The sequence below is a fragment of the Paenibacillus sp. FSL K6-2859 genome (genome assembly GCF_038008265.1).
GTDB lineage: Bacteria > Bacillota > Bacilli > Paenibacillales > Paenibacillaceae > Paenibacillus_AQ > Paenibacillus_AQ nitricinens.
Genome location: NZ_JBBOYU010000001.1, coordinates 5,635,734 through 5,662,606 on the forward strand (window position 1 = coordinate 5,635,734; position 26,873 = coordinate 5,662,606).

24 protein-coding genes are annotated in these 26,873 nt (G+C 43.2%); 2 read left to right on the forward strand and 22 right to left on the reverse strand.

Annotated features, from left to right (window positions below; genetic code table 11):
- Nucleotides 1-5: 5 nt before the first annotated feature.
- Together MHB64_RS25140 and MHB64_RS25145 are read right to left on the reverse strand one after the other, a co-directional pair.
- The gene (locus MHB64_RS25140) at nucleotides 6-683 is read right to left on the reverse strand and encodes an SGNH/GDSL hydrolase family protein (protein ID WP_341135607.1); all 678 of its coding nucleotides are present in this window, start codon (nucleotides 681-683) and stop codon (nucleotides 6-8) included.
- Nucleotides 652-1,563, reverse strand: a complete 912-nt coding sequence (locus MHB64_RS25145) for a dihydrodipicolinate synthase family protein (RefSeq protein ID WP_341135608.1) — start codon at nucleotides 1,561-1,563, stop codon at nucleotides 652-654. Before MHB64_RS25145 ends, MHB64_RS25140 begins: the two co-directional genes overlap by 32 nt.
- A gap of 524 nt (nucleotides 1,564-2,087) precedes the next feature.
- On the opposite strand from MHB64_RS25145, the gene MHB64_RS25150 reads away from it, so the two are divergent.
- Nucleotides 2,088-2,273 carry a hypothetical protein gene (locus MHB64_RS25150; RefSeq protein ID WP_042130754.1) on the forward strand — a complete coding sequence of 62 codons (186 nt, stop codon included), beginning with the start codon at nucleotides 2,088-2,090 and terminating at the stop codon, nucleotides 2,271-2,273.
- Nucleotides 2,274-2,472: 199 nt separating this feature from the next.
- On the opposite strand, the gene MHB64_RS25155 is transcribed toward MHB64_RS25150, so the two are convergent.
- From MHB64_RS25155 to MHB64_RS25230, 17 genes are all read right to left on the reverse strand, one after another.
- Complete coding sequence (locus tag MHB64_RS25155) at nucleotides 2,473-3,750, reverse strand: Gfo/Idh/MocA family protein (protein ID WP_280787822.1); 1,278 nt, start codon at nucleotides 3,748-3,750, stop codon at nucleotides 2,473-2,475.
- Nucleotides 3,751-3,842: 92 nt separating this feature from the next.
- Nucleotides 3,843-5,525, reverse strand: coding sequence for a response regulator (locus MHB64_RS25160; protein WP_341135609.1), 1,683 nt, complete (start codon nucleotides 5,523-5,525; stop codon nucleotides 3,843-3,845).
- 13 nt (nucleotides 5,526-5,538) lie between these two features.
- Nucleotides 5,539-7,272, reverse strand: coding sequence for a sensor histidine kinase (locus MHB64_RS25165; RefSeq protein ID WP_341135610.1), 1,734 nt, complete (start codon nucleotides 7,270-7,272; stop codon nucleotides 5,539-5,541).
- Nucleotides 7,273-7,317: 45 nt separating this feature from the next.
- Nucleotides 7,318-8,202: a carbohydrate ABC transporter permease gene (locus tag MHB64_RS25170; protein WP_094872759.1), complete on the reverse strand. Its 885-nt coding sequence runs from the start codon at nucleotides 8,200-8,202 to the stop codon at nucleotides 7,318-7,320.
- 34 nt (nucleotides 8,203-8,236) lie between these two features.
- A complete protein-coding gene (locus tag MHB64_RS25175) occupies nucleotides 8,237-9,142 on the reverse strand; it encodes an ABC transporter permease (protein WP_179281692.1) in 906 nt (301 codons plus the stop codon).
- Nucleotides 9,143-9,232: 90 nt separating this feature from the next.
- Complete coding sequence (locus tag MHB64_RS25180; RefSeq protein ID WP_341135611.1) at nucleotides 9,233-10,894, reverse strand: extracellular solute-binding protein; 1,662 nt, start codon at nucleotides 10,892-10,894, stop codon at nucleotides 9,233-9,235.
- 268 nt (nucleotides 10,895-11,162) lie between these two features.
- Nucleotides 11,163-12,092 (reverse strand): phosphotransferase, encoded by a 930-nt coding sequence (locus tag MHB64_RS25185; RefSeq protein WP_341136123.1) that lies wholly within the window; start codon nucleotides 12,090-12,092, stop codon nucleotides 11,163-11,165.
- Between the two features lie 807 nt (nucleotides 12,093-12,899).
- The gene (locus MHB64_RS25190) at nucleotides 12,900-13,805 is read right to left on the reverse strand and encodes an AraC family transcriptional regulator (protein WP_341135612.1); all 906 of its coding nucleotides are present in this window, start codon (nucleotides 13,803-13,805) and stop codon (nucleotides 12,900-12,902) included.
- 170 nt (nucleotides 13,806-13,975) lie between these two features.
- Complete coding sequence (locus MHB64_RS25195) at nucleotides 13,976-16,603, reverse strand: S-layer homology domain-containing protein (RefSeq protein WP_341135613.1); 2,628 nt, start codon at nucleotides 16,601-16,603, stop codon at nucleotides 13,976-13,978.
- Nucleotides 16,604-16,738: 135 nt separating this feature from the next.
- Complete coding sequence (locus tag MHB64_RS25200) at nucleotides 16,739-17,287, reverse strand: cupin domain-containing protein (RefSeq protein ID WP_341135614.1); 549 nt, start codon at nucleotides 17,285-17,287, stop codon at nucleotides 16,739-16,741.
- Between the two features lie 242 nt (nucleotides 17,288-17,529).
- The gene (locus tag MHB64_RS25205) at nucleotides 17,530-17,724 is read right to left on the reverse strand and encodes an S-layer homology domain-containing protein (protein WP_341135615.1); all 195 of its coding nucleotides are present in this window, start codon (nucleotides 17,722-17,724) and stop codon (nucleotides 17,530-17,532) included.
- Nucleotides 17,687-17,788, reverse strand: a complete 102-nt coding sequence (locus MHB64_RS33940; RefSeq protein ID WP_445671646.1) for a hypothetical protein — start codon at nucleotides 17,786-17,788, stop codon at nucleotides 17,687-17,689. Before MHB64_RS33940 ends, MHB64_RS25205 begins: the two co-directional genes overlap by 38 nt.
- Before the next feature lie 21 nt (nucleotides 17,789-17,809).
- Nucleotides 17,810-18,208 (reverse strand): hypothetical protein, encoded by a 399-nt coding sequence (locus MHB64_RS25210; protein ID WP_341135616.1) that lies wholly within the window; start codon nucleotides 18,206-18,208, stop codon nucleotides 17,810-17,812.
- Nucleotides 18,209-18,435: 227 nt separating this feature from the next.
- Nucleotides 18,436-18,873, reverse strand: coding sequence for a GNAT family N-acetyltransferase (locus tag MHB64_RS25215; protein ID WP_280787833.1), 438 nt, complete (start codon nucleotides 18,871-18,873; stop codon nucleotides 18,436-18,438).
- Nucleotides 18,874-18,993: 120 nt separating this feature from the next.
- On the reverse strand, nucleotides 18,994-20,202 hold the full coding sequence (locus MHB64_RS25220) for a hypothetical protein (RefSeq protein WP_341135617.1): 1,209 nt from the start codon (nucleotides 20,200-20,202) through the stop codon (nucleotides 18,994-18,996).
- A 34-nt stretch (nucleotides 20,203-20,236) separates the two neighbouring features.
- Nucleotides 20,237-21,643, reverse strand: coding sequence for a hypothetical protein (locus MHB64_RS25225; protein ID WP_341135618.1), 1,407 nt, complete (start codon nucleotides 21,641-21,643; stop codon nucleotides 20,237-20,239).
- Between the two features lie 190 nt (nucleotides 21,644-21,833).
- A complete protein-coding gene (locus MHB64_RS25230) occupies nucleotides 21,834-23,228 on the reverse strand; it encodes an SMI1/KNR4 family protein (protein ID WP_341135619.1) in 1,395 nt (464 codons plus the stop codon).
- Between the two features lie 258 nt (nucleotides 23,229-23,486).
- On the opposite strand from MHB64_RS25230, the gene MHB64_RS25235 reads away from it, so the two are divergent.
- Nucleotides 23,487-24,413, forward strand: coding sequence for a phosphotransferase enzyme family protein (locus tag MHB64_RS25235; RefSeq protein ID WP_341135620.1), 927 nt, complete (start codon nucleotides 23,487-23,489; stop codon nucleotides 24,411-24,413).
- Nucleotides 24,414-24,583: 170 nt separating this feature from the next.
- Here MHB64_RS25235 and MHB64_RS25240 read toward each other — a convergent pair whose 3' ends face one another.
- The 3 genes from MHB64_RS25240 to MHB64_RS25250 form a co-directional block, all read right to left on the reverse strand.
- The gene (locus tag MHB64_RS25240) at nucleotides 24,584-25,282 is read right to left on the reverse strand and encodes a CD3324 family protein (RefSeq protein ID WP_341135621.1); all 699 of its coding nucleotides are present in this window, start codon (nucleotides 25,280-25,282) and stop codon (nucleotides 24,584-24,586) included.
- 11 nt (nucleotides 25,283-25,293) lie between these two features.
- On the reverse strand, nucleotides 25,294-25,998 hold the full coding sequence (locus MHB64_RS25245) for a hypothetical protein (protein WP_341135622.1): 705 nt from the start codon (nucleotides 25,996-25,998) through the stop codon (nucleotides 25,294-25,296).
- Nucleotides 25,999-26,275: 277 nt separating this feature from the next.
- The gene (locus MHB64_RS25250) at nucleotides 26,276-26,743 is read right to left on the reverse strand and encodes a GyrI-like domain-containing protein (protein WP_341135623.1); all 468 of its coding nucleotides are present in this window, start codon (nucleotides 26,741-26,743) and stop codon (nucleotides 26,276-26,278) included.
- Nucleotides 26,744-26,873: the final 130 nt, after the last annotated feature.

Below are 26,873 nucleotides of genomic sequence, written 5' to 3' on the forward strand. Positions count from 1 at the left end.
CTCCCCTATTCTAATATCCGTTTGACATGATATTTCACTAAATCAGCCATGTTCCGATGCCCTTGTCGATCAAGATGCATGTAGTCTATTTCATTCATCGATACATCTTCGCTGGCATCCATAAAGTGGATATCTGTCCCTCTAAGAAAATTCCCTAGATGCTGAGAGATCTCTATGGATTTCTCGCTACAATTACTCCCCATTGGCTTACCAATGGGAGTATGGATATACGCTGCCCCAATGGGGGGCGGTGCGATCACAAGTACTTCCGGTGCTTTTCCTCCTGGTCCTGTCCCGCTCCCTCTAGCTTTATGAGCGAGTCTAACAATACCTTGTGCGATGTTATACGAAGTTAATGCAAATCTTTCTTTCGTATCATTCGTCCCAAGCATGATTACTACCAAATGAAGTGGTGCATGTGACATGAGGCATGGATAGAGATAAGATATTCCGGCTAACCCTTCAAATAACGGATCCTCACTAACACTGGTTCTACCGGGAAGCCCTTCTTCTATGACACGATAAGTGTTGTACAATTCTGATTGAAGAAGTCCGGTCCAACGTATTTCATCATTAAACCTTTGGTCCGTCTCTGCGTCGTAGCCCCAAGTATTGGAATCACCAAAGCATACGATCGTTCTCTTCATTTCATTAACCACAATATTTTTCGATTGCTTGATCAATCAATTTCATAATGTCTGCGATTGGACCCGCATCTTCAGCGGCTACCCCTTCAAGCGGTGCTCTTACACTACCAATGTTTACACCTCTCAATCTCAGAACCTCTTTAATTCCCGCATACATAGAACCCTTGAGGGAACAAAGCGCGATGATGATATCGTTAATATCACTTTGAAGTTGTCCTGCTTCTTCAAACTTCCCAGCGAGTACAAATTTATTAGCCTGCAAGAACAACTCCGGCATCACCGCATAAGTACCACCAATGCCTGCATCGGCTCCCATGATTCTTCCCGCTACATACTGTTCATCCGGTCCATTAAAGACCACTACATCTTTTCCACCCACTCTTTTAAATCTTTCAATATCCATAGTTGGCATAGAAGAATTCTTAACACCGATAACCTTATCATTAGCAAGAAGCTTCTGGAATAAAGCCGGGGTCAGTGTATACCCTGTAGTCTGAGGAATGTTGTAGATAATGAACGGTAGCGGAGTTGCGTCCATAATATCGCTCCAATATTTAGAGACTGCGCTATCAGGTAATTTGAAATAGATAGGTGGGATTGCGGATAGTGCATCATATCCTAAGCTCGCCGCATGTTTTGCTAATTCGATACTATCTCTAGTGGAAGGGGCTCCAACATGAGCAATCAGTGTCATTTTACCTTTCAGGTTACTAGCTACATAGCTAAGTGCCGCTTTGCGTTCGTCCAGACTCTGGTAGATACATTCTCCAGAACTTCCTCCCACATAAACACCTTGAACTCCTTTTTCAAATAAGTAATCACATAAGGTATGCGTCCGGGATTCCGAAATATTTCCTTGATCATCGTAGCAAGCATAGAAGGCAGGTATAATTCCGTGAAACTTTTCCAAAATCATTGTTAATCCCCCTTAAGATGTGAACGGTTTCTTTTCTACATATTCAAGATATCACTTAAATTTGATTCTGTAAATTATTTTCTCTATTTTTTATAAAATAAAATTTATTTCCACCATAAGAACAATCATTACTAGAAAAATAATTTCATTTAAGTGAATGCCCATAAAAGAAGACCTTATTTCCCATTTAAAAATAGAATATCGTACGCTATAAGCTGCTGTTCTTATTATCAGAGTAACACTATCTACGAGCTTAAAATCATTCGCCGGAATAGTAATTACTAGAAATTGTTCGCAACGCTTAGGGGCAATTGATTATCCTTTTAAATCTAATGAAAATGTCTCCTACCAGGAGACGATTTTCTCCATAGGAAGCACAAACCCTAATCAACACACAATGTTCACTTAAAAACTGTGTTTTTCACGTGGACACAGCTTTAAAAAACTAATTTCCATGATATAATGAAAGCGTAACCAGAACAATATAAAATACATTGTTTCTTCGCCAAAGGAGGCTGGAGGAAATGCTAGCAGGTCTTAAGGAACTTAAAAATTGGGTAACGGAAAATTGGAATCCAACGATGAATTCAGGTAATGAAGATTATCAAAAAATGGAATATTCTGTGCAACGCCACTTGCACACTCCAAGATCCCCAAAACCACTCACCTATGAAGAAGAAGCTCGTATCAAGACTGTTAAATTCCATTAATCTCACCACCTTTAGATACAGATTGACCCTATAATAGAATCTTGTCCTAAGGCCGCACATCCGGAAGTTATTCCAGTAGAGCGGTCTTTTATTATGCCTTGAGATTATGTAAAGAAAAACCTTCCCCACCCTAAGGGTGAGGAAGGCTAAGGGGTTATTTCTTCATTTTCCGATAAATCTAAGGCTTATCTTCCTAGTATCATTTTATCTTATATTCTTCTTTCTTCTGCAAGTCCGAAAGCTTGACAGCCTGACCTGCATTCAATCTCGAATGTTCCGACGCGAATGCGATCAAATGACTCTGCAGGGATGCCGTCGCCGAGGTCAAGCCTTGCGATGGATTGCTGTCAAATTGACGCACATTCCGCAGGAATGAGCTTACCATACGGTCATCGCCGCCTCCATGACCATCACCTTCCACATTGCAGCCAATCTCAACCTTCTCGCCCGATACATAGCGGTATAGCGTGAAGGATCCTTTGTCCATATCCCCAATGATCTCGCCTTGCGTTCCCATAATTTGAACCCGACGCGTGCCGCTCTGTGTCAGCCCTGACATGATAAACGATGCGTTCGCTCCGTTCTCGAACTCCATGTTGACCACCTGGTGATCCACAACATTATTATCGCAGTGATACACGCAGCGACCCCACGGTCCTTCCTTCAGCGCCTTCAAGATCCCCTCTTGCGACAAATCATTCGTCATATAGCGTGCCCAAGGATGTCCCGGGGGCTGAATATATATTTTCATCGCCGAGAAGGCGCATTCCTTCTCAACCTCACAGCCGTTGATACAGCGATCCGTGGAGCCTTCCGGAGCGTTCTCCGCCCTGAAATGCAGTAATGATCCGTACGAGCTCACGCTTGTACACGGTTGATTCATAAGCCAGGAGATGAGATCCAGATCATGGCATGATTTGGCCAGGATCATGGGACTCGTCTCCTCCGAATTGCGCCAATTCCCGCGGACATAGCTGTGTGTCATATGCAGGTAGCCCACATTTTCGGTTAATTGAATCGTACCTATCGTTCCAAGTTCACCGTCTTCAATGCATTTTTTGATCCCAGACCAGAACGGGGAATATCGCAGGACATGGGTTACGACGAGCAATCGCTTATACCGAAGCGAAGCTTGCTCCAATTCGATGCATTCTTCCATGGAAGGAGACATCGGCTTCTCTAGCATGACATGATAGCCTAGCTCCATCGCTTTCATCGCTGGTATATAATGCATCCGATCGAGCGTAGCAATTATCATCACGTCCGCAATTTGACCCTGATCGAATACTTTCTCCCAAGAATCGTAAACATGCTCTGGGGCAATTCTATGAATCTCTGCAAATCGATTTCTACGTTCATCATCCGGCTCAGCTACGGCAACAATCTTTAATTCATTCGGGAACTTCTCCGCGTAGGGCCCATAAATATATCTTCCTCGACTGCCAGCGCCAAGTAATACAGCTGTTAATGTTCTCAAGACTACTCCTCCTCTTGCGCACCTAGTGTACTTCCATTGTAAGGCGGTAGGAACGGAGGCAAAAGAGATCGTTACTGACATTTCATATACATTTATTGACCTTGATTCTGTATATGGATCCTTGCCATACGGAAATCTTGCGGCGTCGTTTCGTTCTGCTTCTTGAAGAAGCGAATAAACGCAAGCGCGGAGTTGTACCCCAGGGCAGCAGCAATTTCATTCACTTTCATCGATGTGTTGAGCAGCATATCTTTGGCGATCAGGTTACGATAGTCGTTCACATATTTAGATAACCCCATTCCAGTGATTTGCTTATAAAGCCGGGATAAATACGATGGATTCAAGCTAACGTAATCGGCCAGCGCATTTAAGGAGATATCCGTGGAAATATGTTCTTCAATATATCGATGTACTTTATTCACGACCTCTGTCGGCAATTGCGTACCCCGCAGCGCATTCCATTCGAAGAAGCAATCCGCCATTTGCGAGAAGTATTGAATCAGCTCCGACCATGATGCGGAATCTCCATAGCGATATAACTTATCCAGATCCATCAGCGTATTGATATAATCCCGAATTTCCCGATTCTTATGGATATAGAACAGAAAAATAGCTGAAAGTGAATGATACAGTTCGATCTTCCGCTCATTCGGCGACTCCTCATCATTCCAAATGGACGTTAGTTCGGCATACAGCTTGTTGAATTGTTCCCGATGATTATTCTCGAGACAAGACATCAGCAATTGAACACGGGCGTGATAGAAGGCATCGCGGTAGTTCCCGATCAGATCACCGTTCACTTCTCTTTGAATGTCTTTATCGGTCAATATGACCTCATCAAATAATCCATGTCCTTGTACCAGACCGTATTTGATCGAGTGAAACCGATCAGATATGTTATCCCATGTCGTTGCTTCACTTCCAAGAAGGAAAGAAACCGACAAACTCAGCAATCTCTTGCAATTTCCCTGCACAGTCTCCAGAATACCGCTCGTATACCGATGAGCTCTGATCCAATCCTGATCCCCGTATTCGATAGACGATCTATCCGGGATTTTCGGTTGAATCATCCAGATGATTTTGGATAACTCGAATACAACGGAATAGCATCTGACCTGCGTGGACAAATACTCATCGCAAATGTTCTGTACGGCGTAAGTCAATAACGCTTTATCCGGCGTCGTGAACATTTCTTTCCATGCGTCTACCCTGCCTATGAGCAAGTAAACCGGCAATGTCGCATCAAGCGGGATATCGATTTCTTTGAACGCCTGCTTTAATTGGCTATCCGATACATGCTTGCCTTGAAAGAGCTCCCACACATACTCTTTTTGCAGAGAGGGCAATGCCAGTCTCATTTTGGATTGCGCTCTAGCAATCATCTGTTCTTGGTTATTTTCTTCTTCAATTTTCTCAATCGCCCGTTCTACGGACTGAATAATTTTCTCATCACTTTCGACCTTCAGAATATAATCGAACCCACCGTACGTAATTGCGCTCTTAGCATAATGAAAATCATTGTATCCTGTTAAGAAAATAACTTTGCAGGCCGGCCACTGGGATTTGATTTCCCGAAGCAGCTCAATCCCTTCCAGTCCAGGCATCTTAATGTCGGAAATCACGATATCAATACGATGATGAGACAGTACCTCCAGTGCTTCTTCACCTGAATATGCCTTCATAACCTCGAGTTGTAAATGATCGGTCTCATTGAATAGCTCCAGAAGACCATCGACAATAATGGGAAGGTCATCGACGATTAGCAGTCGGTACATGCTGATTCCTCCTCTAGTTCGCGCTCAGATTGATTCTTACTTGAAGTCCACCAAGAGCAGAACGTGACACTGTAATGCCATATTCCTCACCGTACCGCAGCTGTATTCTGCGATGTACATTTATGATTCCGGTTGTTTCCTCCATCCGAGTGGTGGATTGACGCAGCCGCTTCTGAAGCTGTTCGATCTCCGCATCGGAGATGCTTCGGCCGTTATCTTCGACATAGATGGAGAATACATCACCCACCCGCTCACAGTGAACCCATAGCTCACCCTGCTGAATCATATTGCCCAAGGCATGCTTATAAGCATTTTCGATGATCGGCTGCAGAATCAGCCTCGGCACGAAGAAATCGGGAACATCACCTTCGAACTTGACTTGAATACGGTCTCCGTAACATATGGTTTGCATGTCTACATACGTGCGAGAATGATTGACCTCCAGCTCCAGCGGAATATCATCCTCGTCATCGCGAGTAATGAACTGAAAATATTGTCCGATGTACAGGCAGAATTGATAAGCCTTTTCCTTCTGATTCTCGGATTTAATTAACCGGCACAATACAAAAAAACAATTATATAAAAAATGAGGATTAATTTGCGATTGCAATCGTTTCAGTTCGGAACGCTGGTTCCTGATTTGCTGCTCGTAATTTTCCTCGATTAGTGTTTTCAAGGATCGGATCGTATTATTAAAAGCGTGGTACAAATACCCGAACTCATCAGCTCCGCGATCGATCACGATCGGTTCCAGCCTATTCTGCTGAACGCGCCGAAAGGAATGCACAAGTTTCATTAATGGCCGATAGATAAATCGTAATAGAAAGTAGGAGAAGAAAACGACAATACCTACAGCTAGCACGCAAGCCCACCAGAACAATGCTCGATAGATCTCAAGGGAACCCAAGATCTTCTCCTCGGGAATGCACATAATCGAATAGGAATTCCAGAGACTGGAGTATTTATATACCGTAAGAAACCGCTTACTATTATACATAATCGTTTCGTATCCTTCGTCTTTTTGCAATTCCCGCTTATCCGCAGCGAAGGATTTCATTTGTTCCAACAGTTCAGGATCCATGTCACTCTCGATCTCCCAACCACGTTCCAGATTGAGTAATACGCTCTGTCCACCACGCGAGCTGCCGATTTGAGATAACGTTTCTCTGATTTTGGTAGTCGATAATTCAACCGCTACGATATAAATCGGATTTTTAACGGTATTAATGGGGTATTGCATGGAAATAAATAATCGATCATTCCAGTAAATGAAAGGTTCTTCGTATAATCTCTTGTTTTGCTGCATAGAAGCATATTCCTGCATATTCGTCGAAGTTTCAAATTTATTGCTAAGTATCGTTCGGTCGATAAGAGGGATATACGCCCTTGCTTCTTGTATAAATGGACTTGAGTTCTTCATCAATTCAAGCCGTCTTTGGATATCTAATATTTTTTGCGCACGATCGTAATAACTCATGTAATTGCCTGTAGTTGCAATTTCCATCAAGTCTTTGTCCATCACATAGTTCGGCAAATAACGGCTGATCCGGTCTGCTTCCTTGTCGAGTGAATCCAGATAGAAGCGAGTCGTATTTAGAATAGACTCGGAAATCTCACTCCGAATATTGTCCGAACCCTTCTCATTAATCAACCAGGTAATCGCCATGAGCGGAAACAAGGCTGCCAGAAAGGCAGCCATTATTTTCTGGAATATAGAGGAATCTTTAATCAAGAATCGGATTTTCATCGTTTGTTCTCCTGCAATGCAATGTCTTAGTTTGAGTGCCCTATTTTATTCTTTGACACTCCCCATCACAATTCCTTTAATGAAGAACCGCTGCAAGAACGGATACACGATTAGAATCGGAAATGCTGCTACGAAAATTTGAGCGGCTCTGCTCGTACGATCGGACAATTTGAGCATTAATTCTGCCCTCTCAGGTTTAATAAAGCGGAAATCCATTTTGATAATGATCGTCTGCAGGAAGGTCTGCAGCGGATAATTCTCGGGATGATTCATATAAATCATACCGTCAAACCAGCTATTCCAATGCCCCACCATGGTGAAAAGACCTGTCGTTGCCAATGCCGGCAACGATAGCGGCACATATATTTTCCATAAGGTAGTAAATTGACCCGCCCCATCGAGCAGCGAAGATTCCTCAAGTTCTTTGGGCAGACTGCGATAGAAATTCAGCAGCAGAATAACGTTGAACACCATAATCGCTCCTGGCAGCACCAAAGCCCAGATTGTATCGAGCATCCCAAGGTTCTTCACGGTTAAATAGTTTGGAATAAGCCCGCCACTGAATAAAATCGTGAATACGAAGAACCATGAATAGAAGGTCCGCAGCCGAAATTGGCGAGAATCTTTGGATAATGGATAGGCCGTGATAATCGTCAGGAACATGCTGATTGTCGTTCCCATAAGGACCCGCTGAATCGATACCCAGAATGCGCGTAAATATTCAGGTTTTCCAAATACGTTAGCATAAGCAGCCGTTGTGAATTCAACTGGCCACAGGATGACTTTACCGGCGGATGCTGCCTGCCCGGAGCTGAACGAGAGCGCCAAAATATGAATAATAGGCATGAGGCATAAGAAAGATACGGATCCCAGAAAAATGAAATTACATATCAAAAACAATTTCCTTCCGAATGATCTGTTAGTACGCACGATGTGTCTCCCTTCTGAATTACCGACGATTGCATTAGAAAATGCGGTAATTCGCTACACGATAGGCTAAGATATAGGACATAGATACGAATACGAAAGAGATGACTGATTTCAGTAGTCCTACGGCCGTAGCGAAACCGAACTGTGCTTGCTCAATCCCCATACGATATACGAAGGTATCGATAATATCCGCGCTCTCATAGACCGGAGGACTGTATAGATTGAAGATTTGATCAAATCCGGCATTCAGTACATTCCCGATACTAAGCGTGAACATGAGGACGATAATAGGAAGCATCCCCGGCAGCGTCACATGTAACGTCTGCTTAAAGCGTCCTGCGCCGTCGATCTCCGCTGCCTCGTATAGTGACGGATTAATACTGGTAAGCGCAGCCAGATAGACAATCGTACCAAATCCGAACTCTTTCCATACATCCGATATGACCATGACATAAGGGAACCATTTATTGTCTCCCAGGAAAAAAACAGGGTCGATACCAAACAAGCCAAGCACTTGATTGAGAATACCGGAAGATGGAGACAATACATCGATTAGAATACCGCTTAACAAGACCCATGATAGAAAATGCGGCAAGTACACGAGCGTCTGGAAGGTCCGTTTGACCCATTCTTTCCGCAGCTCATTCAGCAGTATCGCTATGGTGACCGGAACGACCATGCCTGCTACAATTTTCATCACCGCAATGTATACTGTATTGAAGAATATCCGGCCGATATCGGGGTAATCCATCAGTAACTGAAAGTTTTTAAGACCAATAAATGGGGAGCCGAACAACCCTTTATTCGGTACGTATTTTTGAAAGGCCATCATAATGCCGGCCATCGGGATATAACTGAAGATGAGGACCAATACGATCCCAGGAACCAACATCAAGTGAAGCGGCCACTCCCTTTTCCACATACGCGTTAATACATTCATGCCATCCACCTCGCTATAGGACTAAAAAATTAAAAACTAGGTTAAAGAAAAGAGAGGTCGTTTGTGTCCAACCCCTCGATTCTCCTGCTATCATTGTTTGTTAGTCGCGTACCATTCATTGACTTCTTTGGTCATTTCGTCGCCGCCAAGCTTTTTCCACTCTTCCACGAATTTATCGAATTCATCCACGGATACTTGATTCATCATAATCTTGAAGTATACTTCATCCCGCTTCTTCTTCAGGATTTCTTGTCGATCTGCCATGGTTGGAGTCGGTGCGCCGTAGAATTTGTTCTGTAGGTACTGTTTATTGTTCTGAATTTCAGGAACAAGTGAATATGCGCCTTTTGGACCTGAAATCAGATATTCCCACCACATGTTGATATCCGTACCGTCAACATACTTCATGGCACGCTCGTAACGAGTTTTTTGATCTTTCGTCTCCAAAATGCTCTCGTCTTTGTTCTCGATCGCTTTTGGCAATATTTCACCATTATTATCCTTTTGTTTACCAACACGAAGCGGGCTTAGAAGCCAGTAGTTGTTGCCTTTCTCCTTCAGGTCTTTACCATACTCATACACTTTCTGTTCTGGCGTCGGATGATTATCCACGACAATCCAATGGTTCAGCAATTTAATAACGCCTTCCGGATGCTTCGCTTGCTTGGAGATAACATAATATTCGTCAACACCCAAACCGATCTGTGATAGTGCAGGTTCGCTATCCACCGATGGAATCGGGAATACGCCCCACTCTTGTACGACTTTACCATCCTTTACTGCGCCTTTAGCGAGCTGAGCCGGCACCCAAGACTGGCCGTATACGATACCTGCGTTGTTGTTGTAGAGGAGCTCTGCCGCTTTCTCCACATCTTTAACAGAGAACTCAGGATCAATCAATCCTTTCTTAAACATTTCCTGCATCGCCTTAAGTGCGTCTTTCACTTGAGGCTGAATGTCACTGTTGACCAAATTGCCATTTCCGTCTTCCATCCAAAGATTTTCATAAGCATGGTAACTATTCAAGAATGCTATTAGTCCTGTAACACCTGTGGAATGGTTAAATGGATCTTTGCTAATTGCAATTCCATACGGTTTCCCAGTGCCGCCTGGATCTTTTGTTTTGAACGCTTCGGCGATCGTCATGAGATCCGCCATCGTCTTTGGTTCCGGCAGGTTCAATTTCTTCAGCCAGTCCGTGCGTACATAGAGGAACTGATACTGGTACGGATTATAAGAACTTGGAATCCCCATGAGTTTACCGTCGAAAGTGGCGGTCTTCAGTTGCATTCCGCCATCCATCGATAAGAATTTCTTCGTCTCATCCGTCGCATTCTTGTCATATACGTCCGTGATATCCATAATCATATCCGCTTCGGTCAGCTCTTTCAGCTGTGTAGCATTAACCTTCATGAAGTCCGGAAGATCATTGGAGGCGATGGACATCTTCACTTTCTCCTTGAATTGAACGTCATCGGCGGACACCCATTTATTCGTGAGCTTCACGCCGATATCTTTCTCATACGCATCATAGACCGAGTTCTTCTCAAAGCTCTCGCCCTCATCGAATTTGAGATACTGATCGCTTGCCGAAACTGTTGAAACTTCAATCACTTCATTTTTTTGTTCCACAGGTGTATCTGACTGCTTCTCTGGCTGCTTCTCCCCTTCATTTGTGGTTTTGCCGCATGCCGTGATAGTTAAACTTAGGATCAATGCGACGATCAGAAGTATTCTACTTTTTTTCTTCATATTACCCCTCCACATGGTCTCAAAATAGGTCGTGCATCTGCTTCATGCAGCTTCTCTTCCTAGTTCTAGTATAGGAAAGGGAAGGACCCCCATCTATATACTAGTCTTTACTTTCGTATACAACTCTTGACTACCGTCAGGCTTGTCCGAAGAACGCACAAGAGAGAGGGAGTCTCCCCTAGGTTAGGTGGACTCCCCCTTCGCTTTGTTGAAACATTATCGTGTAATAACTCGAATATTCAGCTCCCAAAGGCTAATGGTTATTCCCTCAGCTTTCAATAAACCTAAGCGCGCGTTCAGATTGATAATCAGCTAAACCTTTAGCGAATTGTTGATCAGGGAATCCTCTATGCAGTAGCTTTAAACCCGCTGAGGTTAATGATATATGGTGGTGAAGTTGATAAAATAGCAGTCTATCAGGGTCAAGCCTATCGTTCTTAAGGTACCGGTAGAAATCCCCAAATCGCATCTCCAAAAAACTATGCTCATCCTCAATATCATAAAACATAGCCCCTTCAATATCGATTAGAAAAGGCTCCAGTTTATCATTTACTAATACATGGTCAGGGCCCATTTCGCCATGAATAAATCCATACTGCTTTCTAGGCTTCATTCTTGCTTCTAACGCGTACAGCTTATCGAGTAGTTTACTTTGATTAGCCCTGATCTTCTCCATATGTTGAGAGGCATAAGCTAGCTGTACTTTCGCATTTTCCATTTGTAAGAAATGACATTGTTCTGAGATGATCTCGTTAGCATTCGCTTTCCCAAAGATACGCCTTTCGTTGGTATGCATAGTAGTAAGCATGTCCCCTAGCCGCTGAAACACTTTATCTTGAACACGTAAATCAGCATGATGAAAATAGTCTTCTGCCTTACGTCCATCTATATATTCAACGAGCGCATAATCAAATGGGTAACGATCTTTTTCCTTATTTAGATCATAAAGTGCAGGGGTCTGAATTCCATGTTGTATTAAGAACTTATTGTTTAATTCAAATAAGTCACTTCCATAGGATCGTTCATTTATATCTTCATTGGCCTTTTCTTCTTCAAAATAATTCTTGGAAAGATCCCACACATACAAAACGCAGGAAAATCCATTACTGCACTCCATCTTGTAGACCACCTTTTGTGCGCCACCATGCATTCGCGAAACAGAGGTAACTAAATAACTGCTGCCAAAAACCCGTCCAATATAATCCTTCAAATCAGCCTGATCGAGATGACAAGAAACGTCCATTTACAACACTCCATTTATTAGGTTTTGCCGGCTTCACAATAGTAAATAAAATCCAGCCAAAAGTATAGACTTTTTCTTTATGATCAATTATGATGTTGAATAAGGTCTTGAAAAAAATAAGCATTACAAAAAGCCTTTGGATTTTAATCCAAAAGGCTTTTTTTTGATGAAAAAATCACCTATTCAACCATTGATTTTGCTAATAAAACCATCTGCTTCCTAGACAATCGAAAGCTATCCACCTCAATATAAGTACCCTCTTGCACCCAACGCAAACATCCCCCTTGTGTTCCATAATCATACCTTGCTTCAATTCCGTTCAAATGAACAACCTCACCTCTCTTGTCGAATTTAAAGTCCTCTTCTATAACTGTGGTCGTGCTTGTTTTCCTAAGAATATCAATTATTGTTTCAGATCGCTTACTTCGGTACCCTACCGCTTTATGCTGTTCAATCCCAAACAGATACGTACTTCCTGATTTATCAAAGTAATGGAGTCTAACCTTTTAATTGATCTAATCCAATATGCGCGAAAGCTATTTTAGGAATTAACAACGATATTATTGTTAAGAACAAAATTAAAATCCGTTTTTTCATAACCATCATCAGTACCTCCCACGCGTTTATCCATGTAGGATTCCCATTAATGAGGGCTTTATCAACATAAAGAAGCTACCCAGTGTGCAGGTAGCTTTCTTGTCTAGAACTCTTATTGAGCTATCGTTTCCCTTAATAGCTTTATGATACAGTTCACCAGACGATCTAAATCTTTCTTCTAACAGGAATCCAAACCTCACATATCGATTCTTCCAGTGTATCATCCATCCAGAAGTATTTTTCCATACATGGACCTTCTACTTGTTCAAATCCTACCGAGGGGAACCATTCTGAGTAAATTCGTCTCCAAACATTTTGGATTTCTAGTCCAATTTCCGAGTCATCTGGAATTGATTCACGGCTATCAAATACCGCATAGGTTTGACCAGGGACATAAAGAGTAACAAGCCCCTCCGTTACTTCTTTACCTTCTGGCAGATCAATCCCCATTAAATAACGTCGGGTTCCATCTTCCCTAAAGTCGAAATAATAGCCATACAGTAGTGAGCCTGAGGGTTTCCCAACCAAATCATTAATCCGATCATGTGTCCCATCTTTCCAAATCCCCTCTACAAAAATAGGTATTTCTGTATAGGCATCCTTTTGGATGATAATGTCCTTTCCGATAACCGTTGAAGCCTGTTCTTCCACAATTCGATAGTTCATTTCAGTTTCTCCTTTAATCTGAATTTGAAAGGAGATTCGAGGAAAAGATTTAAGCTTCACATTCTTTTTCTTCGCCATGTGCGGCGTCACCCCATGCATTCGTTGAAAAGCTTTAGCGAATGCTTCTGGGGTCTCATAACCATAATTTAGCGCAATATCGATGACCTTATTCTCTGTTCCTGCTAACTCCTCGGCTGCTAGCGTAAGACGCCTGTTTCGTACATATTCAGTAACCGTAAATCCGGTTAAAGCATGAAACATACGTTGAAAATGAAATTTCGATGTCATTGCAGCCGTAGCAATGTCTTCGATCTCAATGGCGGAGTTCAGATTGTGTTCCACGTAATCTATCGCTTGCTGTAGCAGCCTAATCGTCTCCAAGACCTCATCTCCTTTCCATTTCATTGTAGAGAAACCGATAAATCTGTTCCTGACCCGGAATGCTTTGATTTGTCCAAAAAATTCCTGTTATCTATGATAAGGTTCACTTTATCATCTAAAGAGCAAAACAAAAAGCACCCGTTTGGGTGCCTTTTGTTTATGGGAGTGATTTTTTCCTACAGTATAAATACTCGTTACTCTATGTCTAAGGAAAAATCAAGACTGATGTTTAGCATGCGCAAGATCATGAGTAATGCCTCAGATCTCGTAGCATTAGCATTTGGTTTAAACAAACCGTCAACAGTTCCCTTTACGATCCCCATATCAGATAACATATTTATCTCAGCCTCTGCCCAATTACCGAGAATATCCTTGAACTTAGTCTCTTTTGCTAAATTGGGGTTAATGACTGCAGCAAGCATAGCCGCTATTTCTGCTCTGCTAATAGAATTATTCGGTTTAAATGTTCCATCCGAGTAACCGTTGGTAATGCTACTAGCCTTTAATCCCGATATTGCATCTGATGCCCAGTGATCCTTAACATCTTTGAAATTGGATGGGTCTTTAGCTTCTAAACCAAGCGCTTTTAATAGCATGGTCGCAAATTCTGCTCTTGTTACCGTAGCATCCGCATGGAATGAGCCGTCGCTGTACCCCGTAATAATTCCAAGTCTAGTTGCTACTTCGATTGCTTTAGCGTTTGGTGAGTCCTTAGATACATCCTTGAATGCTAGCGCAGGTGTAGATTTTGCCTTTTCTACAATAGCCTTAACAACATCAAGATCAACCTTTTCGTTGAAGAATAGCGCTGGTGTCGGTGTCGGTGTTGTTGTTGACGCTGTCGTTGGCGCTGTTGTTGGCGCTGTCGTTGGTGCTGTTGTTGGTGGTTCTGTTGTTGGCGCTGTTGTTGGCGGCGGTTCTGTTGTTGGTGTTGGTGTCGGTATTGGTGTCGGTGTCGACGTTGGTGTCGGTGTTGGCGTCGCTGTCGGTGTCGACGTTGGTGTCGGTGTTGGCGTCGCTGTCGGTGTCGACGTTGGTGTCGGTGTTGGTGTCGGTGTTGGCGTCGACGTTGGTGTCGGTGTTGGCGTCGCTGTCGGTGTCGACGTTGGTGTCGGTGTTGGTGTCGGTGTCGGTGTTGGTGTTGGCGTCGCTGTCGGTGTCGACGTTGGTGTCGGTGTTGGCGTCGCTGCCGGTGTTGGTGTTGGTGTCGGTGTTGGCGTCGCTGTCGGTGTCGACGTTGGTGTCGCTGTCGGTGTCGACGTTGGTGTCGGTGTTGGCGTCGCTGCCGGTGTTGGTGTTGGTGTTGGTGTTGGCGTCGCTGTTGGCGTTGGCGTCACTGTTGGCGTTGGCGTCGCTGTTGGCGTTGGTATTATCGGTTGATTGAACACTTTAATTTCTTGAAGATCAGGACCCGTGCTTCCATCTTCCCCTACTACATAGATCACAATCTGAATGTAGCGCTTAGAGATTTCTTCAGGAAAAAAGACCGAATCTGTCGTAAAACCATTATATTGTCCATCCGTATGAACGAGGCTAGCGTAAGTCGTGCCTGTGACTGTTTCAAACGGACCGGTCACGCTGTCGCTGACCTTCACTTCGTAGGATTGCAGATAGACGGTATCGACAACACGGATTTCATTATAAGCCGCGCCTGCACTCATATCGAGTGTGATTGTCCAAGGCGCATCGGATTGACTGCCAATCCAGCCAGTCTCCAATAAATCGTCAGTCAAATGGCCAGTCTGACCGCTGGCGGTTCCTTTGTCGACTGTAACCGGTACGCCATATGCCAAGTTAGTGCTGTCTTCATTAACGATGATGGTTCTCTTTACCGCGACAGCTTCGTTGCCTGCGGTATCAGTGGCATCATATCGAATGGTATACCGGCCCGCAACAGTCGTATCGATAGCCGGAAGCTCGACATTGTTCAAGCTGTAAGTTACTTTGGCTGTCAAATCGATATCGACATTATCAGATACCGATACACCAGGATCAGAGAAGGACGTTCCGTTCCTAACCAGCAGTGTTGAAGCACCGTTAAGCGTAATAACTGGTTTTTCCGTATCATTTTCGCCAAGTTCAGGACTTTGGAAAACTTGTGACCCGTAGGATATGTACGCTTTGCCATTCGGCAAATAAGCGATACCATTGGGAATGGTTCGCATATTCAACAATAGCTCGAATTCGGACTCAGCTACAGTACTGTTCAATAAATGATCGCTGTTAATGCGATAGATATTATTATTGTAGTCTTCAATAGCGTATAGATGACCAGCGGAACTTATCGTTATTCCTTGCACGGCTGTTGGGAGTCCTTTAATGACCGACGTTGCAGATGTTGCTCCCGGCGCGAGCTTGTAAATGCCTTTACTTGTGTAGTCCGTGAAATAAAGGTTATCAGTGGCATCGAAGGCCATACCGTATACGAAATTAAAACCCGTATTGTAATATGCGGTGCCACTATTCGACGGGAGGGGAAAATTGACGAGTGCGCTTTTGTTGATTTTATAAATATTTCTATCATAGTTATCAGTCGTGAAGAACAGATCTCCGGCTTGGTTCAAGGCGACGGTCATAACATACTCTCTGTCCAGCACTTTCGTGACCTCTCCCGTCTCGACCGAAATGCGATAGATGCCGCCCGGATCTCGCTGAGCTGCATAAATATAGCCTTCATGGTAAGCGAGTGCTCTTGCACCTGGAACCGAAGCGTTGATAAAATCGCTTGGAGACAGGGAATAGGGAACCTCCGAAGCCTTGGCTGCGGGAAGGCTTACAAATAGAATGATCAATGCCATTAATAAAGATAAAGAACGTTTCATATAGGGGAATCCCACCTCTTTCAAATTGTAAAATAGATTATTCTACTCCAGCAAAGTGCTGATCTGCCCATGTGACATCAAATCGGCTTGCCGAAAATCATAATCACCATAATTTTTGGTGACAGATCATAGAGATTATACGGTCTCCCCTGTATACTTTTCTAACGCTTCATATAACCCCCTTTTATGTGCGCGTTTAACGATTAGACCAAAAATACTACGCTGTATCCAGAGTGGAATGCCAGCGATGAGTGTATTTTGTAGTGATAACACTAAAGCGGTGTGTGCGAGCAATTTAGGATTGCCTTTTGCATCAGTTAAACCATCCTCCATTAGCCCGTAATGAATACGAACAGACTGCTCGAACTGACTTGGTGGTGTTAATCGTACACGGAATACAACCGGATCATCGTCATTATTGGTAAAAGTATGTGGTGTCTTCATCGGGGCAACACGATGTTCTCCCGCTACCAGGATGTGGTTTATTTTACCTAATGTTACCGTGAGCTTGCCAGAAATCACTTCAAATTCTTCTTCAAAACGGTCATGAATATGTAGTGGGGGACCTTTGCCATGTGGGGGGAGTGCAACTTCAATTAATAAGTATTCACCCTTCGTATCCTTTGCCGTTTCTATAAACGTAATTTGTTCACCCGTAACTCGATTAGTTACCGTTTGTTCCACACACGCTCACTCCTTGGGTTAATCATTTATAAAGTGAACTAAAGGGGCAAGCTGCCACTTTAAGCCTCAATTCTTTCAATCATAGAGAATAAATAAATTGTCGAATAGTGAGTGCTGTCATCACCTTGTCATATGACAATATGGATTTTTATGTAATAAGAAAGGATAACCACTCAAAGTAAGCGACATAGCGTGCGCTTCCCACAGAACCGTGGGCATACAGCAATGAATTTGTGGATGTATTACTCCAAAGCGCACAATTTACAAGGACGTTGAATTTCTGCGTCTGGATGGAAACTGCCGTCCGAATAGCCTTTAACAATACCTAATTGTACAGATTGCTCTACCGCTTGCTGCGCCCATATGCCAATCTTCACCGAATCGGTAAACATCAACTTCTCAGCATCTATTTGCGGCTTCAACGCCTTCATTAACATAACCATTCACGATTTCACTCTGTGCAGCTTCAATAATTTCAGACGCGGCCCAGTGACCCGTTATATCGCTAAATGTCGGTTGATACTATCCGGACTGTTCCTTCTCTTTGCTTACAGCGATCACAGCAAACTTTGTAAAGTAATCGACTCCGACAGTGATCTTATTGCCATCAACCTCGCCGCCGTCAATTTGCAACCACTCTTTCTTCATTTCGTCATAGTAGAATTCAACCGGTCGCTGCGCCTTCTTTAATCCTGCCTCATCGAAAACAAAGGTCAGTGTTACTGATTTGGTAAAATTATTCGTAGCATTTTTCAATACTTCGGAAACTGGACTGATTAGAACTTGTCGATCAGATAGGAGATCTTTCGTATCGGTCAATACTAATATGCCATTCGTTGAGGTCACTTTTCCGCCATCATTACCTGTATTACTTGAACTGCCACCTTCACTAATTACTGTCGCCTCCCCCAACTTATCCATGCTTAATCATGCCGTTATCCTATCTCGATGTTATCTTGTACTATTGTTACATCCTATAAGGTGATCAGTCTGTAACCCGGACTACATTTTACAAACGAATGGAGTCGAGTATTTTTTCTAGCGAAATTTCCATAATGGGTTCTTACCTCCACGCAAATAAAAACTGGGACCCGTTATCCGGGTACCAGTTTTTTGGTAGAGAATGCTTATTAGAGGACGTTCTAGTATCAAATATTAATTGACATAAAATTCTTTCCTTCAACAAAACCTAGACTTTCATACATCGGTTTAGCCATATCAGACGAATGTAGCAGAATTTTTCTAATTCCTTGTACCTTCAAATCGTCTATTGCTTCACTAACAAGTTTGGATACAATACCCTGGCGATGATAATTAGGGATTGTGAAAACATTAGTCATATATGCAACCCATCCAGAAGGATTGTCAAACCGTGGTGCAAATCGACATAAGCAAAAACATACAGTTGATACAACTACTCCGTCATCATCAGCAACCCATACAACGAGTGACTTATCCGATAATGAGGAATCAAAGTAGTTTCTAAAAGTTTCATCCATGCTACTATTGTCCTCATGAGATAGCAGTATCTTGCGAAATTCAATTAACTGCGGTATATCCGTTGTAATAGCTTTTCGAAACAGCACAATTGGCTTCCTTCCTATCAAAAAATAGATTTTAAATATTGTGCTGCAACGTAGCGTATGATGTTGCCCTTGCAATAGCGAACAGCTCGCAAGCTCTGTTGGACTGAACTTTTATTTCATTCAGTACTCGCGCGCTGCATCGAACCACTGTTGAGCCATCTCCTCTGCTATTGGCTGACCAATCAGGTGATCAGACTGACTGAGTTGCCACACCGCTTCACCAAGGTCTTCACGTTCGGTGGTTTCAATGCCTTTGAGGTTGTTGAAGCGCACCGTGAAAGCTGTAATAGCTGCCTCGGCTTCAGCAAAACTACAAGCCTTGGACAAAGTTGCCTGTGCAACGTTGTAAGCTTCATTAGCCAGCTTGGCCAGACGTTTAGGCCAGGACGAAAACGGGCGGCTGAACTCAGTCGTCCACCACTCAGCCTTTCGTAATTGGCTCACTGAAGCATGGTCGGTCCAAGGGCGGGTTACAGCGCGAGTTTTCATTTGCTGTTTTAGATGCTTGCCAGCAATCTCTTCCACATTATAGGCGATAAATCTATTAAGCAACGGCCACACGTTCAAGGTCGGCAAGCCACCCAGATCAGGCATGAAGCGCAGCTCCAAATTCGTTAACTGGGTATGATAAGCCATTAAGTCCAGGTCGCAAAAGTTTCCCCACAAACTCAGTGAGGTTAGGTTTGGGAACCGGTTCAGACACTCCAGCGAAATCGGCTGACCTAACGGCGTATTCTGTAGCGTCAGGCTCGTTACCTTGTGCAGCTCACCCATGTCAGGCAGCAAGAAAGGAGTATCATTCCTGCGTCGGCCGGTGCGCGGCGCTAGTGTCAGAGAAGATGGCATATCTCCTGTGGCCGAGAAGCGTGATAGATCGCCGGATACACTCAGGCGGAAATGCCGCTTCGGAAGTCTCAAGCTCAGAGACCTCCCGGACTGATCCAACTCGATATGCAAGCCATACAAATTGGACTGAGTGGCATCCGCCACCGTGTCTGCAGACAGAATCGGAGTCCACGTCATCTCTTCAATGGGACGTTTCTGTGCCCAGTCAAAGAAGCTTTGGTCACTGCCTGTATAATGCAGAAATCGCGGCCAAGGAGAGCCCGCCGGGGTGGCAAAGACATCAAATACGGTCCAATCAATATGCGTATCAGGTGAGACATGAAGGTCTGCCTTCTTCCCCAATTGCGACGGTCCAATGGATAGACTGCCCACACCGGGCTTAATGACAAGAGTGTGACTGAGAGGACCTGTCAGGTCGATAGGATAACCACCAACTTCTCTAACTGAACCAGCTGAAGGACTAGCTTGGCTATCATTTGGCATTTCTATCATCCTTTCCTCTGAAGCATATCCAGATCTAACTATTCACGCCTGACTCTATCTTCTGAGCAATAAATTGTTTGAATCTTGTAAAATACCGCTCTGATGCTTCCCAGCGCCTAAGATCCAAATAGGGCATGTCCTGCTTGCCATATTGATCGGGCGGCTGATAATACCGGGAAACATAAGTTCCATTATCCAGTGTATAAAAATAATATGCTCCCTCCGGTGTCTTGATTTCAATCCGACCATGCAGGAGGTCTCCGTCCTCGTCCGTATGCGCTTGACGGAAGCTGTAACATTTGGAGCCGTCCCAGAACCCGTCATCCACCTCTTCTTCCTCTTCCGAAACTAATTTCTGAATTACGGGGTGTTGCAAAATGTCTTCCACATACTGTACCTCAATGTTTCGCAAATAAAGCTCAGCCATATTCGCGCAGGTCAGCAACATCGTCCAGCAATCGCTAATCTCTGCTAGTTGTTCCTGAGACTCTTCTGAAATGTCCTCCCACTCAGATCCTTCATCTATGGTTCTCCTCAACAAACCTACAGAATGATCTTGCTCCAGCCAAATATAATAGTGATGCCGGTTATCATTCATATAAATGCTAAGATCCCGCTCTTCTCCGTCAGCATCTATATGCTCCAGTTGAACTTTGAAAAAAACGTCTTGCTCCCAAAATCTAAAAGACGGCTTGTCACTCGGCATTAAAATACACTGCGTCAACTTCAATATATTTTCCTCATTGATCGTGTTGTGGGTGAAAAATAAATGAACAGCTTTCTTGTTAGTCGGGGATTCATTTATTTTTTTCAGTACGGAACGCCCTTCTTTAATTATGTTCACTAGTGTGCCAAAGGAAAAGTCGGCTTCCTCTTCCCCCTCTTCCACATCCAGAAAAACTTCATCGATTAACACCTCATGAATATCCACCGGAAGCTCCTGAAATACGCCGTCCCCTTCCCACACATTTACTAAGCAGGGAATCGATTTCTGTCCGTCAACTTTGATGCTGTACTCATCATCCTGAACTAAAACTGCAGCGCTGAGATCACCTTTCACAATCGTTTCCCCATGATTGTAGGAGCCGCACAATATTTCCTCAATCATCAGATTGCCCGAAACATAAATTTCCTGACCGCCTACAGCTATATTTTTCGCACTCATATTACCGGTCACCATAAGTCCTATAGCACCGTCTGTTTCTTTGTTATAGAGATTGTCTATAGTAAAATTCCCGTCTATAAAAATGATAATTACCTCTTTTTGTTGCGGAAAAGCCTGCTCCCAATCCAGATTAAGAGAAGGCAGTGTTAAATCCCCTTCATAATAAGCAGCAAGCTGCTCGTCACTGAAATCCTGGTAAAACTTCGCCCACCAAGAGCCTTCCGGAAATTTATCTGCTAGTTGACTAATAGGAATGAATCGGAAAAGATTGCTCATAACATTATTTTCCCTTCATCTTTAAAATTTCCATTATTTTCTCATATGTAAAAATTAGGGTCAATCTTAACTTTAGGCTTGATTCATCAAAAAGAGCAACCCTTACATGAAGTATGGGTTGCTCTTACTTTTATGAAAAGAGATATCTTACCTAAATGTGCTACGGTCCAGCTTGTGATTATTTTTGTGATCAATCAAGCTTCGCGTCTGCGCATTCCGCCTCGAGCCTTGCAATGACCTCAGATCGGGCTTGATCCGAGAAGCGAAGCATCCCGTTCTCCTGAACGATCAGCCCTTCCCGAATCCGCCCATCCAGCCAGTCGCTGATCCAGCCGGGCGCATACCCGCCTTGACCGAACTCGCCGCCAAAAGCGATTATCTTCTCATACACATCCAGATATTGTTGACGGCTCGTATTCGGATAAGAGCTTGTGTACAGCCAGAACTGCACATCATACATCAGAGTAGAAAGCTCATCCGCATGAAAGGAAAAGTGTCCCTTCTCTTCTACGATCCGGGTACAGATTCTACGGATCTTCTGGTCAAGCTGTTCCACCTCAGGCACACGACTGCACAGCTGCGCCAGCAAAGGTGAGAATTTGCCTACGGCTACTTTTCGCAGATCCTCTTCTTTATCTTCTTGAGAGGTGTCGTAATCCTCCTCACTCACCAACCCGCGGATAAATGTCTCGAAGTCTTGGGCCAGGAATGTAATCTCATAATTATCTTCCTGATCCACATGAATCACCTCGGGTTCCCCGTCCCTCCCGCAGTTCCGGTAATCCAGCATTACGACATCATGACCTGCCGAAGGGCAGTCACAAATTACAACGCCGATGTCAGGATACCCCCACTCCTCAATCATGAACGTACTGCCGAGATCTCCGCAGAGTGAATAACTTTTCTCGCGCCCGATGCCCATAATGCCTGTAATCGCAATATGATCCTCAGCCCATGAGGTCGCATCCTCTGTTGGGTAACAAGTATTGTAAGGAACTCCCCCATTATGCTGCTTCATCAGACGGATATAGGAAGTAGGAAGCTTGTAACCGAGTTCTTCTTCTACAGAAGCAATCAGCTCGTCCGTAGGCGGGTCAGAGACATATTCTCTTAGCGCATAATCGCTATCGTCCCAGAAGTCGGAGAAATCCATCCCTTCAAAGGGAGTTGCCGCCGACCTCGAATCATTATGCGAATCTTTAATTGCCCGTCTGGATGCGGCGTGTTGTTCTTTGCGCAGCTTGCGCTGGCTGAAGTTCAGTAACATGGCCGTTTTCTCATCGTCAGGATCGAGGGCATGAGCGATACCTAGCACTCTTACTGCTTCCTCATACCGATTCAGATAATAGTAGGAATATCCCACACGAAAATGCCACAACGGGTCATCCTGCCCCCGTTCCGCAATCATCGCAAACTGTTCAAGCGCTTCTTCATAACGTCCCAGATTGTTATACGCTCTTGCCAGACTGCTGACCCCCTCGTAATCTCTGTCCTCTGGAGTAATCTCCATCAGGGTATCAACTATCTTCTGGTGTTCATCATCTTCATGCCACTGTGCCAGCTGTGCGATTAGCTCTTTATCCATGTCTACCTCCCCAAGCCTATTATCAAATTAATAGAATATAAAAATATATTTTCACCTATTCTACCAGATGGGATGTAAGGATTAAAAATTGGCGTCTCTTATGATAAAGCTCCCCACACGGTCGCAAGCGGCAATTTTATGTATCACTTCCTCAACCAGGAAACTTTTTTTAAATACAACAATTATCATCAAGTTGGATGATGACTATGCCATAATTTAAACATTAGTGTGCGGATGCCGAAAAGGAGAATGTATTATATGGATTATGGTAACCTTATCATCCAAATCAACCGTTCATATCCTATAAATATTAAGCATATCGAACTTCATCGGGAGATGATCGGTAAGGTATATTTTTTACAGAGTCAGGATAGAAGGTATACGCTTAAAATATATCGCAGCTTCAAAACAGATGACGCGTTGCAGACGATTTGTATTCTTGATTATTTGAAAGAAAATTCATATCCGGCGGTTTCTATTATTCGAACTGAGCAAAATGAAAGCCATATTATTCTCAGTAGTCAGGATGGTTGCTGTGTAGGAATATTATACGATTATGTTGAGGGAGCCATGCCCGATGGTAAGATCGAGGCGGAAAGCATCGGAATACAGATCGGGCAACTCCATAATCTGATGGATAAATATCCCGATAAGCTTAAAAACAGACCAAAAACCGAGTATGTCGACGACTATATCTCTATTATGCGAGAATTAGATTTTCATTCAGAAAAAACCCTTGAACTCGAACAGTATGGAAATCTATTATGGGGGCGCATAACGAAACTCCAAAAAAAATTTTGTCACGGTGACCTTCACACGGGAAATATGATAAGAAATCAAAGCGGAGAGTACGTTCTCTTAGATTTTGACGACGCTTCAGGCGATTATCCGAGTATGGATGTTGCATACATGTCTGACGATACCAACTTTAATCACTTTCATGAATCCATGTATGATCAAACCATACGTTTGTGCGAACGTTTTTATTCAGGCTACAGTAAAGTAAGCGTGCTAAGTAACAATGAAATTCATGCTATTTTGGATTTTATTGCGATAAGACATTTTCTAATTATATCAAGAATAGTGCGGTGTCAAGGGATGCAATCTGTATCTAAAGAATTTTGTGATGAACAGTATTTTTGGCTTATGAAGTGGCAGGAGCTTTGTGCAAAAAAACAGCATTAACTAAGCACTGGTAAAAGCAAAAGGCCGAAGTTCATTACAGCCGAAACACTACTTTCAAGACCGTTACGAGGCTTTCCAAAAAACTCTCCCATACTTGTGATACGGTTCCCCGCGCTATCTGTAACGGCAAGTTTTTAGACCATCCTTTACAGGATGGCCCATTAACCAACTCATACTTTATCCACATATATAAATTTGTTTCCGTAGTATTTCATGAACCTTTTATACTCGGCATTTCCTTTCAAAACGATGGCGGTGGGATAAGCGTTTATTTTGCGTCGTTTTAAGGAAGCTAATAACTCCTGTTGCGCTGTGCAATAAAACTTTCCTTCCCCATATTCAATAAGAAGCGGTGGCAATGCGGATACAACATCTTCACTCTCGTCTGCAATATTCTCCCTGATATCGTATTCTTCGAGCTGGATGAGACGCAATGGAAACTTAACGATTCCCAAATAGAGAAAGTCTTCATTCATGAGATCCTGTACAGTGAGAGCAGCTTTTCGGGTAAACAGCAAATAGCATTGGATCCACTCTTCGATCATCCCGGCATTCGCATAGTGTACAGCAGATTCTAATGTCGGAGAATAAATTAAATACTCACCATCATTTTTTGAATATATAATTTTCTTAATAGAATCCAAAGATAAGAAGTATTCGTCCGCAAGTTCCGAAACCGTGAGTCCATGCGCATACTTATTGCGAATCATTCGATTGCGCTTCTGTAGATGTTCTCGGTAGCCGGACGTTTCGCCCCAGGCCCTTTTCTCCACCCCGGCAGGAATATAAAGAAGTTTCCCTCCTGCGTATTTCTGGATTTCTTTCAGTAGTTCCTCAGGTAATATATCGTTCGCATTTTCGTATTTCATAGCTTCACCATCTATAAGGCGTATATTCGATTTTTCAGTTCACTAATAGATTTCATGATGGACGTGCAGGACTCCGTGTCATCAATTGACGCATGCCAACGCAAGGTATCAATCCCTTTATAATAAGCCATACATAAGAATCTTTCTTTAAAATCCGGTATGATGATACCCCTTTTTTTGCAATGCTCAAACAACAATTCCAGGATGTGCAAATACGGTTTATTCAAGTCCATAATGGCAAAATCAAGAAGGAAATCGCAGATGCCGGATCTACTCCAGTCAGGGAACCCGACTGTTGTTTTACCATCTGTGATCATATTGATGAAGAACGTATTGTTATACACCAAATAACGTTTTCCTTCACAATACGGAATTCTGTCTTTCATTTCCTGTAAGTATTTTTCGAAGAATTCACGTTCAAGAACCGTTGTCTCGAACATCTCCTCCCAATTATACCAATAGCCCTCTTTATTTTCTGCGAATGTATCGATCAGAAATTCCCTACAGGTCCCATATTCCGGTTTACATTCCTCGTCAAACTCGCCATAGCCCTCTACTCCCGTTATATCGGAGGAATGAATATCAAGTATCTTGTCAAAAAACAATTCATGGCGATCTACGAACTGTTCTGGGTTTAATTGATCTGCGACGAATCCACTCGGGGTCATACTAACCTTTTCAGATAGCATCGATCTTATGATAATATCCTTACCCATCCTTTTATCTTCCTTTCCATTTTAATCTAGAATTCATCAGGTGCGCATCTGATATAGGATAAGGATATCATTGGAATTACGCGGCATATAGGCAATGAATATCTTAAACAAACTTTACACAGTCAAAAAAAATTGCCGTTACTTGTGATAAGCTCCCCACAATACCTGTAATGGAAGGTTCAGGACCATCCTTTGCAGGATGGTCCTTTCATTGAGCTAGCGTTGTTCAATTATCATCTTCGTTAACACATATCTACATTTCTCTTCAGTAAAAAAGTTATTTTTTCTTTACGGGTATCCAGATTTCCCCTGTAACATTCACTGCCATGCCATAATACATTTCGAAACTAGGACCATCAACCTGCTCATATTCAGATGTTGGAAACCACTCGGAGTATATTCGTTCCCACAGTTTTTGTAGATCACATTGAGGCTCCGGGAAAATGGCCCATGTTAATGCCGGGACAGAAAGCTTTGTAAATCTCTCTGGAATTTCAAGCCCCTTAGGTAAATTGTAACAAATCATATACTTGAAAGATTCTCCTGTATGATCATATAAGGCAGCATGCAATACGGTGTCACCAAAACGTCCTAATATTTCGTTCATAAGATCAACACTGCCATCATCATCACATTTTCCACGAAATTGAGGAACTTCTGAGAACGCTGTTTTCATGTCCGAATTAATTAGACCATACACTCCGAACAGCTCAAAAGGCCCTCTTTGTTCAATTCGGTAATTCATCTCGACATCTCCTTTTATAGAAATATGAAAGGACATCCGAGGATAGGCTTTTAGAGAAACACCTTTATCGCGCGCAGAGATAAAGTTTAGTGCAGATAAGAAATAAATGCCGTGCATTTGCTGCACGAAA